This window comes from Microbacterium sp. EST19A, assembly GCF_019969685.1.
GTDB lineage: Bacteria > Actinomycetota > Actinomycetes > Actinomycetales > Microbacteriaceae > Microbacterium.
In genome coordinates, this window is sequence record NZ_JAHXYZ010000002.1 from 1248009 (window position 1) to 1259356 (window position 11348).

The 11348-nt window shown below is 62.7% G+C and carries 10 protein-coding genes; 4 read left to right on the top strand and 6 right to left on the bottom strand.

Annotated elements, in window-relative coordinates; all coding sequences use genetic code 11:
• Positions 1-2: 2 nt before the first annotated feature.
• The gene (locus LC452_RS16100) at positions 3-1337 is read right to left on the bottom strand and encodes a mannitol dehydrogenase family protein (protein WP_223627072.1); all 1335 of its coding nucleotides are present in this window, start codon (positions 1335-1337) and stop codon (positions 3-5) included.
• A gap of 100 nt (positions 1338-1437) precedes the next feature.
• On the bottom strand, positions 1438-2496 hold the full coding sequence (locus LC452_RS16105; protein ID WP_223627074.1) for an N-acetylglucosamine-6-phosphate deacetylase: 1059 nt from the start codon (positions 2494-2496) through the stop codon (positions 1438-1440).
• Between the two features lie 172 nt (positions 2497-2668).
• Between LC452_RS16105 and LC452_RS16110 the strand changes: the two genes are divergently transcribed.
• Positions 2669-3646, top strand: coding sequence for a LacI family DNA-binding transcriptional regulator (locus LC452_RS16110; RefSeq protein ID WP_223627076.1), 978 nt, complete (start codon positions 2669-2671; stop codon positions 3644-3646).
• Here the strand turns inward: LC452_RS16110 and LC452_RS16115 are convergent.
• The 4 genes from LC452_RS16115 to LC452_RS16130 all read right to left on the bottom strand — a co-directional run bounded on the left by LC452_RS16115 (position 3633) and on the right by LC452_RS16130 (position 7490).
• On the bottom strand, positions 3633-4415 hold the full coding sequence (locus LC452_RS16115) for a 6-phosphogluconolactonase (protein WP_223627078.1): 783 nt from the start codon (positions 4413-4415) through the stop codon (positions 3633-3635). The two genes, LC452_RS16110 and LC452_RS16115, sit on opposite strands and share 14 nt — an antisense overlap.
• 225 nt (positions 4416-4640) lie before the next feature.
• Complete coding sequence (nagB, locus tag LC452_RS16120; RefSeq protein WP_223627079.1) at positions 4641-5450, bottom strand: glucosamine-6-phosphate deaminase; 810 nt, start codon at positions 5448-5450, stop codon at positions 4641-4643.
• Positions 5451-5475: 25 nt separating this feature from the next.
• Positions 5476-6507, bottom strand: a complete 1032-nt coding sequence (locus LC452_RS16125; protein WP_223627081.1) for an ROK family protein — start codon at positions 6505-6507, stop codon at positions 5476-5478.
• Positions 6504-7490 (bottom strand): ROK family protein, encoded by a 987-nt coding sequence (locus tag LC452_RS16130; protein WP_223627083.1) that lies wholly within the window; start codon positions 7488-7490, stop codon positions 6504-6506. The genes LC452_RS16125 and LC452_RS16130 overlap by 4 nt, the downstream gene beginning before the upstream one ends.
• A 470-nt stretch (positions 7491-7960) precedes the next feature.
• On the opposite strand from LC452_RS16130, the gene LC452_RS16135 reads away from it, so the two are divergent.
• The 3 genes from LC452_RS16135 to LC452_RS16145 are packed head-to-tail and all read left to right on the top strand — an operon-like array spanning position 7961 to position 11346.
• Positions 7961-9511 carry an ABC transporter substrate-binding protein gene (locus LC452_RS16135; protein ID WP_223627705.1) on the top strand — a complete coding sequence of 517 codons (1551 nt, stop codon included), beginning with the start codon at positions 7961-7963 and terminating at the stop codon, positions 9509-9511.
• 29 nt (positions 9512-9540) lie between these two features.
• The gene (locus tag LC452_RS16140) at positions 9541-10389 is read left to right on the top strand and encodes an ABC transporter permease (RefSeq protein ID WP_223627085.1); all 849 of its coding nucleotides are present in this window, start codon (positions 9541-9543) and stop codon (positions 10387-10389) included.
• 3 nt (positions 10390-10392) lie between these two features.
• Positions 10393-11346 carry an ABC transporter permease gene (locus LC452_RS16145; protein ID WP_223627087.1) on the top strand — a complete coding sequence of 318 codons (954 nt, stop codon included), beginning with the start codon at positions 10393-10395 and terminating at the stop codon, positions 11344-11346.
• The last annotated feature ends 2 nt before the right edge of the window (positions 11347-11348 follow it).

Genomic DNA, 11348 nt, shown 5'->3' on the forward strand with positions numbered 1-11348 from the left:
TCTCAGAGTGCGCGAAGCATTTGTACTCTTCGATGAACATCTGGGTTATGTCGCCAGGACGGTTCAAGGATTTCGAGCAGGGCGGGCAGCTGTTCCGAGGACGTTTTATTCAGGGCCTCGCGAATCCGCAGCGCCTCGGCATCGGACTCAGAATTGCCTGGCGCCGCGTGTTGGTAGTCCACCCACGCAGCGACGACTCGCAGAGCGGCGTTCGCGTCTCGGCCCGCCTGCAGCTCGGCCACAACCAGGGGGACGGTTCGGCTTCGAAGCTTCAAGGTCCCGTCCGCCGCGATCTGTCGCAGGCCGTGACGGATGCGTCGGTTCTGAAAGCGCTCGAGCAACTCTGCCCTGTAGCGCGGCAGAGCGAGCCCTTGCTGGGGAAGATGGCGACCAGCAAGGTTCCAAAGGAAATTCACCTGTCTGAGGAGGACGGGGTCGGCGATCGCTTGATCCACTGTCTCGTGGCCCCGGATTGTTCCGGCGTAGGCGAGTAGTGAGTGAGCGCCGTTCAGCATCCAGAGCTTGCGGTTCTCGAAGGGACGGATGTCCTCGACGAATTGAGCGCCCGCACGCTCCCACTCCGGACGACCCGCGGGGAATTGCCCGGCGAGAATCCAGTTGTGGTGAGGCTCGGTGACCACAACTCCTTCGTCGCGAAATCCCGTCTTTCTCTCTACCAGGTCGATGTCCTCGGGACGAGTTCGTGGTGTGATTCGATCCACGGATGTACTGACGAAACTGACGTTGCTTTCGATCCAGCGCGCCAGCTGCTCGTCAGCTGCCGTCGCGAAATCGCGTACCGCGCGTCGGACGAGCTCACCATTGCTTGGCAGGTTGTCGCATGGCAGCACCGCTAACGGCCCGGCCCGATGTGATCGGCGCGCGGCCAGTCCATCGACCAAACGTCCAATCGTCGACGACAGCGCCGTGGTGTCGTCATGTTCGCCGCGCATACTCGCTCGCACGTGCTCGAGATCGGCAGCGATGTGAGGCGCACCCATGTCGAGCGTTCCGGATGCGTTCAAGCCGTAACCCGATTCGGTCACGGTGATCGTGACGATCGCAACGACCGGGTCTTGGAGAAATGCACGGAGCGAGGCTCGATCGGCTCCATCGCGGGCTGCTATGAGGTGCCCGACCGTTGCGAAAGTGTCTGCCGCGTCGGACCTTTCGATCACGACATAGCGACCGTCCCGAGCGGCGAGAGTGTGTGCGGCATCGGGATGGCGGCCGGTAAACGCGGCAATCCCCCATTCCCGGGTGTTGTCAACTTGCGCCGTGTACCAGGCCTGGTGCGCACGGTGGAAAGCGCTGAGCCCGAGGTGGACAATCCGCACCTGCGTCGGGCGACCAGCGGTGTCGGCTGCCTCTGAGCCTGGGGCAGAGACGTGGGATACGCTGCGGGGGCGGGGGTGCGAAGCGTCGTCAAACGGAGAGTCAGTCATTAAGACGCCCACTGACGATGACGGTCCGCAGGTGTAGCTCGCCGTCGCTCTCGTTCTGGTCAAAGGTCACAAGGTCCGCCGGACTGCCGGTGGCGATCTCACCACGCCCTCCGATGATCGATCCGGGCACCCGCGTGGCCATGGCAACCGCTTCTTTGAGCGTGAAAGCACCATGGGCTGCGATCCGCGAGACTCCGGCGATGAGCGGCAGTGCAGCGCCAGCGAGGAAGGGACCCTCCGCCTCTCGTAGTTGTCCCCGATCGTCGAGGACAACTTCCGCACCCACGGCCGTGCGGTAATGACCGGGAGGCAGGCCCCCCACGGAGGTGGAGTCCGAGACGAGGATCGAGCGCTCGACTCCCTTTGCGCGAATCATCGACACCAGGGTCTCGTCGGGGAGATGGTGGCCATCCGCGATGAATCCGGCGGTGAGCCGGTCTTCGGCCAGCTGCGACCAGATGTAGTTCGGGTGTCGAGGAATGATCCTGTGGGCACCGTTGCCGAGGTGAGTCGACAAAGTAGCACCTGCCTTGACCACCCGCTGGATCTCGGCGTTGTTTGCATGTGTGTGGCCGATGGCTACGCGGACACCACGGCTCACGAGCGCCGAGGTAAAAGCCGCAGACGATTCGTAGTGCGGAGACAATGTCATCATGCCGATCAGCCCGTGCGACTGCTCCTGCAGCTGTGCGAAAGCCTCAAGATCTGGTGGACGAATGTGGGCTGTCGGATGCACGCCTCGAGGGCCCGCTTGGTCCGAGAGGTGCGGTCCCTCGAGATGGACGAACGGGACGGCCGCCGCGGTCGCGGCATCAACAGCGCGGGCTCGACGTACGGCGAGAAGCGAATTGATCGTTTCCTGTGCAGACGCGGTGATGATCGTAGGCAGGTATGTGGTCGTCCCCACTGCGGCCAGTGCCGCCGTGAGGGCGATGACTTCGTCGGCTGACGTTTCACCATTGACGTCGTGACCGGCGAAGCCGTTCACCTGCAGATCGACGAGTCCTGCGGAAAGCCATGGCAGGCCCTTATCCTCCGCGACCGGGGCCACGGACGAGATGTACCCGTCTTGTATCTCGACTGCGATGCAGGATCCCGTCGTGACATGTCGGCCTCGGACCTGCCTCGTGCTACCCACGAGGGTCAGCCGCCTTGCGACCGGTTGCAGCGATGTGCCCTAACGTGGGTAGGAACTTTAGGGAGAGGGCGGTGGTATGGGCAGAGTGACCATCTATGCGATCGCGGAGCAGCTGCAGATCTCGCCCGCGACCGTTTCTCGTGCGTACAGTCGGCCGGACCTGGTGAAAGCGGAGGTACGGGCCGAGATTTTCGCCACCGCGGAGAAGATGGGCGGCTATCACCCGAACAAGACGGCACGGAGACTCAGCACAGGGAGGACGGGTTCCATCGGGCTGTTCGTTCCGGACATTACTAACCCCTTCTTTCCTCCTCTGATTCGCGCCGTGCAGCGAACGGCGGCGGCCTCCGACACGACGGTCATTCTGATCGACGGCGGACAGGACACCGACAACGAGATTCACCTGATCGAACGACTCGCCGCGCAAGTCGATGGACTCGTCATCGCTTCTCCGCGTTCGCCGGCGCAGAAGCTCATCGAAGCCACCGGCTCCGTACCGACAGTTCTCCTTGATCGGCAAATCGACGGGATGGCTTCGGTGATCTGCGACCGAACCACCGCGTTGCTCGAGGCCGGGCAGCATCTGCTCGACCTTGGGCATCGGGCTATTGCGTTGCTCCGTGGAACAGATGGCTCCTGGGCAGCGGAACAGCGCACTCGCACCATCCAAGATTGGGCTACCACCGCGCCCGTCGACCTGATCACCCTCGGCCCCTACGACGCGTCCTTCCAGGGCGGCCTGGGCGCATCCGCTGATCTTCTTGAAACTCAAGCGACGGCTGCCTTCGCCTTCGACGACCTCACGGCTTGTGGTGTGATCGCCGGCCTCGACGCCGCTCAGAAGTCCGTCCCTCACGACGTATCCCTCGTTGGTTGTGACGACGTGCTGCTCGCCCAGGTGCTCACTCCCGGTCTCACAACGATCAGCTCTCCCAACGATCGGATGGGTGAACTGGCGATGCGGCAACTTGAGTTGCTCCTCGCCAACGGAACCGCCGCACCCGTGACGACCTCCGGTGCATTGGTCGTGCGGCAGTCCACCGGACCGGTCAGACCGCGCTGAGAGACGCATCAGAGAGGTCTGCGGCGGCGGCCCGATCAAGAAATATCGACACGTTGGGGTGAAGTCGCAGTGCGGTGGCCGGACAGTGTGCACCGATTGAAGATTCCAGTGCGACCTGCACGGCCTTGGCTTTGGCCTGTCCTACCACGGTCGCGACGACCGTAGCCGCGCTCAGTACCGCCGGCACGGTCAGAGACAGTGCCTGGTGAGGGACATCTTCAAGACTGGCGAATAGCCCTTCGTCGACCTGTTGCCGCCGCGAAATGACATCAATCTCGACCAATCGGACAACGGCGTCGTCGTCAAAACGCGTGTGATGGGGCTCGTTGAACGCGATGTGGCCATTAACGCCGATACCCAGACACGTTAGATCGATGGGTGAAGCGGCGAGCAGCTGGCCGTAGCGCTGGACTTCTTCCTCGATGCTCGCCGTGCCATCCATACGGTGCAGCCCGGCCTGGGCCGCCTCGGGCAGACGATCCTGCAGCCACTGGCCAAAGCAGCGGGGATCCTGCGCGTCCAACCCCCGGTACTCATCCATGTGGAACGCATCGACGCGATCCCAAGCGATGCGCGGGTCAGATGCGAGAGCAGCGAGCAGATCCCTCTGGGAAGTCGCACTCGCGAAAATCACCCGGGCCCGCCCCCGTTCGAAGATTGCTCGTTCGATAGCCTCGGCCGCCGCGGCCGCGGCGTACTCCCCAGCGTCGGCCGCTTGGTCGGCAACACGCATCTCGGCGAATCCCAATCTGTTGGAATCTGAAAGCATGTTTGAACTCCTTTGCAACCGGTTGCATTAAAGTAAAGCCGGGCTTGGCCGTGCTGTCAAGAGAGTGCTGCTCCTCGTCGTTCACCGAGCCATCCATAGGACATGTCGCGGCTTCAATACGGTGGTTCCGCTGTCTTGTGCTGGCGGGTGCCCGACCGGCGCGTGGACCGCTCAGATGGCCATGAAGCCAGTGGCACGGTGGGTGTTGCCTGCAAGGGTGCAGATCTAGTTCGCTGTCGCGGATCTGCCGGGGTCGATGAGCCCAGGATGTGTGATCCCTCGCTGCTGCGCGAAGACGTAGCGATAGTAGTCGGAGTGGAGTAGCTCGCTCGCGGCGGCCTCGTCGAGGACGATGGTGGCTCGAGGATGAAGCTGCAGCACCGACGCAGGACACATGGCGGTGAGCGGGCCTTCGACGGCCTGTGCGATGGCGTGCGCCTTGGATTCACCTTGGGCGACCATCAGAATTTCCGCGGCGTCAAGGATCGTGCCGAGTCCTTGGGTGAGGCATAGAGACGGTACGAGCTCCGGTGCATCGAAGAATCTTGCGTTGTCTGCGCGGGTTTGAAGAGCTAGCGTCTTCACCCGAGTGCGCGAGTTCAAGGACGAGGTCGGTTCGTTGAATCCGATATGTCCTGTCGTACCGATGCCGAGAATCTGCAAGTCGACTCCCCCGCTCTGAGCGATCAGCGACTCGTAGTCTGCGGCGGCCGCGTCAAGATCGGGCGCATTGCCGTCGGGAACGTGCACCCGCATCGGGTCGAGGCGCAACGGCTGCGTCACCTCTCGGTCAACGACCGCGTGGTAGCTCTCGGGGTGGGAGTAGTCCAGTCCGACGTACTCGTCGAGTGCGAATGCCGTGAGTGCGCCGACTTTCGGCGTCCAGCGCTTCGCGAGTCCACGGTAGACCGGCAGTGGGGATGACCCTGTGGCTACTCCGAGGACGCGGAGATGCCCGGCTTCGATACGGTTCAGAATGTAGTCGCCGGTGAAGGTTTCGATGTCATCGGTGGTGGCCAAGATCACGATCTGCATGAGGGTCCATTCGTCAGGCGTACGGTCAAGGAAGCGTGCTGGAGCTCTCCCGCGGATGTGCCGCTGTCCGGAGTTCGTCTGCAGCGGTGAGGGCGAAGCGCTGCCGGGAATGCTCAGTGAAGGGAAGCGTGCGGAGGGCTGCACCAATCAGGCCCGCGTGGCTCCCGAGTCCTGACTGGACCAGCGGCGGAGTTTCTCGCCAGGGCAACCGTTCGATCATGGCCGCACGGAGCGGCTTGAGCAACACGTCGCCAGCCAGCGAGAGTCCACCGCCGATGACGATGCGAGCCGGATCGATGACGGCGCACAACGAACTCAATCCAACAGCCAAGGCGTCGACCAGATCGCGCCAAACTCGTTCAGCGACATGATCCGTGGGCAAGAGGGACACGAGCTCCGGGGTCGAATTCGCAGCGATCCCACCGCGGGCCCGGTAGCGCTTCATAACTGTCGTGGCAGACGAGTACGCCTCGATGCAGCCGAAACCCCCGCAGCTGCAACTTTCCCCTGAAGCCACGACCGGCATGTGTCCGAACTCGCCCGCACCCCAAGTGGCGCCATGGATGACTCTGCGATCCAGGACGAGCGCTGCCGAAACACCCGTTCCTATCGGAACGAAAACGAAGTCGCGGTATCGGCTGTCGTCTCCGCGCGCGGCGATCTCAGCGATGGCGCCAGCACGAGCGTCGTGCTCGACGCGAACGGGAAGGGAGAAGCGACGCGCGAGACACTCTGCCAGTGCAAGCTCGTTCCAGCCGAGGTTGGACGCATAGACGACGCGACCGCGGTCCGCATCGATGACCCCCGGAGAGGCGAGACCAATGCCGAGCAGGGTCCAGCCGTCTTCGTCGGCCGCCCCCTGCAACTCTTCGATCAGTGCAGTCAACGCGAGAAGAGGGTCGGGTCCTGCAGCGAAGGTGCCAACCTGCTTTTGGTGTCGGACACTGCCATCGAGGCCAAAGATCGCCCCTTTAAGGGTGGTGCCCCCAATGTCGACCGCAAGAGTAGCGAACGCAGCCCTGGCGGTGGTGAGTATTGTCGTGGGGCTGACGTTCAACTCGTCGCCTTCTCGTCGACGAGCGCGAGCTGAGCGAGCTCATCGATTCGAGCCGGGGCGAGTACCTCGTCTAGAAGAAGACGCAGGGCCCCGCGAGCACCGGCCGTGTCCGGATCATCGATGGCGCTGATATCCAAATCCTGTGCCGCGATCGGTAGGCACTTCTGGAACAGCTCCGCGCGCAGTGCGGCCACGAGCGGAGACGACAGCGAGAGCGCACCACCGAGAACGACGCGGCGCGGGTTGAAGAAATTCACGTTCGAAGCGAGGGCAGCGCCGATGTGCGTGCCGGCCTCTCGGAGGATCGCAAGCACGCGGGGATCGCCGCTTCGACCGAGCGCGACGATGTCGGAAGGGATATCGACGGTATGCCCGAGCGCGGACAGCCGAGCCGCGACCGCCGCACCGCTAGCAACTGATTCCAAGCACGCATCAAGGCTGCACACGCAAGGAATCACGGCCGGCCCTGCCACGGGTGTGTGGCCGAACTCCCCGGCCGCACCGTTGAAGCCGCGCAGCGGTTCGCCGTTCGCGACGAGCCCGCCGCCGATACGTCGTCCCAGCAGAACAGCAAGGAAGTAGTCGTCGTGGCTGCCCGCGACCTCCGAAAGCTCTGATATCGCTACCAGGTTGGCATCGTTTTCTACGAGCACCGGCACCGTCGTGTGAGTGCGGAAAAGTTGCGGCACGTGAGCGTCATTCCAGGACTGCATGAACGATGGCATCACCACCCGACCTGTGGCATATTCGACGGACGCCGGCAGCCCGACCGCGATGCCGCGGAGTCGCTCGAAGGGCACTCGTGCGGTCTCCATCAACGTGACGATCTCCGCCCAAATCGCGGCAACAGCATCCACCGGCTCCTGACTGGCCACGGCGGGAAGGCGCTCACTATGAATGATGTGCCCGCTGAGATTCGCAACCGACAATTTCAGTAGCCGAACCCCGGGCTCGACGGACACCACATAGCCCGCATCGTCCACGACAGCGAGATTCCGTGCCCTACGACCGCCCTGCGAATCATGCTTGCCCTCATCTGTGACCAGCCCTAACCGCTGCAGCGCTTCCACGCGAAGGCCAACGGTCGACGGGGACAGACCGAAAGAACGCGCTATCGCTGAGCGAGAGGTCGCACCCTTAGAACGGATCTGTCGGAACACATCCCCCACGGACCCTGGTGCGACGTCCTCGTCGCGGTACCTGCGTTCTTCCATCGTCATATCTCCAAACTAACAGAAATCGAAAAAAGTATGCAACCAATCGAACTACTTCTTTTTGAAATCGAATGGTAATGTGCTCGATACACACCAACGCTAGCTTCTGTTGGAGCCAGCATCCCGGGACGAGGATGTCTCCACACGAGCATCCCGACCAGGGCCAACCCGAACCCCCGAGCAGCGCCGATTGCGGCGATGCTCGAGGGAGCACGTCACATAGGAGTGAGCAAGTGAAAATGCACCGCATTGCCCCCGTGGTCGCGTTTGTCGCGATCGCCGCCACACTGACCGCCTGCAGCGGCGGCGGCACGGCCGAGCCGACCGCCTCCGCGACACCCGAGAAGGGTGGGACCATCACCGTGGCTGGTATCCCACCGACGATCGACCCCGTATCGACCAGCTTGCGCGCTGCAGGGATGCCCGCAGCGCAGGCATGCGAAGGCCTCTTTGCCAGCACCGCCGAACTCGACGTTGCGCCGGGACTGGTGGAGGATTGGAGTTACGACGAGGATGCGAAGACGTATGAGTTCACGCTCCGCGAGGGCGTACCTTTCCACGACGGCACCGAGCTGACGTCAGCTGACGTCGTCGCCTCGTTGCAGCGATACGCCGAGAGCGCACCCGGCGCGATCTTCGGCGGCCTGGTCGAAACAGTGACCGCTGTCGATGACTACACCGTCAATCTCGTCCTCACGCAACCCAGCGGAGCCATCCCAGCGCTGCTCGCCACTCCGGACACCGCCGCGTACATCATGTCCGCCGACTCGATTGCGGGTAAGGCGCCCGCTGATGCGCTCCAGTCGCTGAATTGCACGGGGCCCTACAAGTTGGACAGCTACGTACCCGACCAGTCGATCGAGCTGAGCCGATTCGACGACTACGCGTCGCGGACGGAGGAAAGCGATGGCGCCGCAGGCGCGAAAGTCGCGTATGCCGACACCATTACCTTCGTACCCAGCACTCCGGCCAACGTCTCCAACCTCCTCGTCTCGGGGCAGGCGGACATCGCTCCTAACTTCCCTCTCGATCAGGTCACCTCAGTGGAAGGAAACTCCGCCGTAACCGTCAACCAGACAGCAAGCGGTGGTTTCCCGCTGATGCAGTTCAACACCAGAAACGGCATCCTGGCTGACGAGACTCTCCGCCAAGCTCTGCAGGCCGCCTTGGACGACACGAGCATCATGGCCGCTATCGCCCCCTCCGAGGAGTATGTAGACCTCAACTCCAGTCTCCTCCCAGAGGGATCGCCGTGGTACAGCGAAGCCGGGGCCGACGCGTACAACGCCGCCGACATCAAGCTGTCTAAGAAGCTGCAAGAAGAAGCCGGGTATAACGGTGAGGAGATCGTCCTGCTTTATCAGGCGGCTGACGCCTATACGCCCGTGATCGTCGAACAGCTCACCGACGCCGGCTTCAACGTCAAGGCCGAGCTCCTCGATAGTGCCGCCTTCACCGCTGCCCGTGGAGACGACACAAAGTGGAACCTGTTCATGTCAGGTGGCAGCAGTTACGGCGACCCCCTCACCGTGGTGTTCCTCGGAGAGAACTTCCCCGGCTGGTGGAACACCCCCGAAAAGCAAGACCTCATGGAACAGCTCACAGCCGGCGCCACTCAGGAAGAGCGCAAAGCCGTGTGGGACGACCTGCAGGGGCTGATCTACGAGCAGGTGCCGTTCGTCAGGTTCGGAGGCCGCTCTCAGATCGACGTCACCAGCAGCAACATCGCAGAGTACCCGCCCGCACGAGGCAGTGCGCGCGGCTTCTACAACGTCGTCGTCGCCCAGTAGTCACCCGCCCGCGCTCACTAGGAATCGCTATGTCATCCTCACTCACACGGTTCGCAAGAACCAGCAGGGCACTCCTCCGAGAGCCCAACACCCTCGTGGGCGCGGGCCTACTACTCCTCATCATCGTCATCTCGGTCGCGGCACCACTCATCAACACCGACCCCAACGTGGTCGAACCGCTCAACCGGCTGCAGTCGCCCAGCGCGGAACATCTCTTCGGAACAGATAACCTCGGCCGAGATGTCTTCGGATTGACCGTCTGGGGTGGCCGGGCAGCACTGCTCATCACGGTCGTCTCAACAGCTATCGCCGTACTGGTCGGGTACGTGATCGGCGTCCTTGCCGGGTACTACCGCGGCTTCGACAGCGTGATCATGCGCATCATGGACGGGCTGATGTCGTTCCCCACCGTCGTCCTGATGATCAGCCTCGTCGGAGTTCTCGGAAACGGAGTCGCACCCCTGATCGTCGGCATGTCGATAGCCCTCGTTCCGGCTACTGCACGCCTCGTCCGCGGCGCCGCTCTGTCCGCGAAAGAACTCACATCAGTTGAATCTGCCCGCGCTATCGGAGCCCGAACGCCTCGGATCCTGCTCCGGTATATCGCCCCCGAAGGTGTCTCAGTGATCATCGTCCAATCAACAATGGCGCTGGCCACCGGGATCCTCGTCATCGCATCCCTGTCGTTCATCGGCATCGGATTGGATCCTTCGATTCCTACCTGGGGCGGGCAACTCTCTTCGGCACAGCAATACTTCAACCCGGCCTGGTGGATGGCCGTCTTCCCCGGCCTTGCTATCTTCCTCACCGTTCTCGGACTCGTGCTCCTCGGCGACGCGCTCCGTGATGCCCTCGATCCGCGATCCTCACGAGGTTGAACCATGATCCTCTACGCACTCAAAAGACTGGGCGCACTGTTGCCCACGATCCTCGTTCCGATGGTCCTACTCTTCGTCCTCATACGCTTAGCACCGGGCGGGCCCGCTGGAGCGCTCCTTGGGGATGAAGCAACACCTGAGCAGATCGCGGAACTCGAAGCCCAACTCGGCCTGAACGAGCCCCTTTGGCGCCAGTTCCTCGACTTCATCAGCAGCCTCATCCGCTTCGATTTCGGTCAATCGCTCTTCCTCCACGCCGATGTAAGCAGCCTGGTTCTGGGGAGCCTGTCGGTCACAGCGACGTTCGTTCTCCTGTCGATGTTGTTCGCACTTGTCGTCGCCGTCGTCACAGCCACGATCGCATCCCGCGCACACAACGGACTCATCGACCGCGTACTTGTGGGGTTCGCGGTGATCGGAAATGCTATACCCAGCTTCTGGCTCGCGGTGATCCTCGTCGGCGTATTTGCCGTACAGCTGCGTTGGTTCCCGGTAGCCGGGTACGTTCCTGTGACCGAAGACGCTTTCGCATGGGCGCAGCACCTGGCTCTCCCCGTCTTCTGCCTCGGCATCCTGCAAGCGGCAGAACTGTTCCGATACGCCCGCGCATCGATGCTCGATTCGATGCGGCAGCCCTTCGTCACGACCGCTCGTTCACTGGGCATCTCCGACCGTGACATTCAAAACCACTATGTGAATAGGATGACTGTCGTTCCCGTCATGACAGTGTTCGGGTTGAGCCTCGGCACCCTTCTCGGAGGCGCCGTCATCCTCGAGACCGTGTTCTCGCTGCCCGGGCTCGGCCAGCTTCTCCTCACCGCCGTGCAGCGACGTGACTACCCCCTCATCCAAGGCTGCGTGTTCTTCATCGCCCTGATTATGGTGCTCGCGAACCTCGTCGTCGACCTGTTCTACGCCGTTGCAGACCCTCGCATCCGCTACGGAAAGGCAGCGTGACC

Bases quoted from the DNA above. Each gene is read 5' to 3' on its own strand.
- LC452_RS16115 (WP_223627078.1), bottom strand. From the start codon at position 4,415: ATGCTTTCAGATTCCAACAGATTGGGATTCGCCGAGATGCGTGTTGCC.
- nagB (WP_223627079.1), bottom strand. From the start codon at position 5,450: ATGCAGATCGTGATCTTGGCCACCACCGATGACATCGAAACCTTCACC.
- LC452_RS16135 (WP_223627705.1), top strand. From the start codon at position 7,961: ATGCACCGCATTGCCCCCGTGGTCGCGTTTGTCGCGATCGCCGCCACA.
- LC452_RS16140 (WP_223627085.1), top strand. From the start codon at position 9,541: ATGTCATCCTCACTCACACGGTTCGCAAGAACCAGCAGGGCACTCCTC.
- LC452_RS16145 (WP_223627087.1), top strand. From the start codon at position 10,393: ATGATCCTCTACGCACTCAAAAGACTGGGCGCACTGTTGCCCACGATC.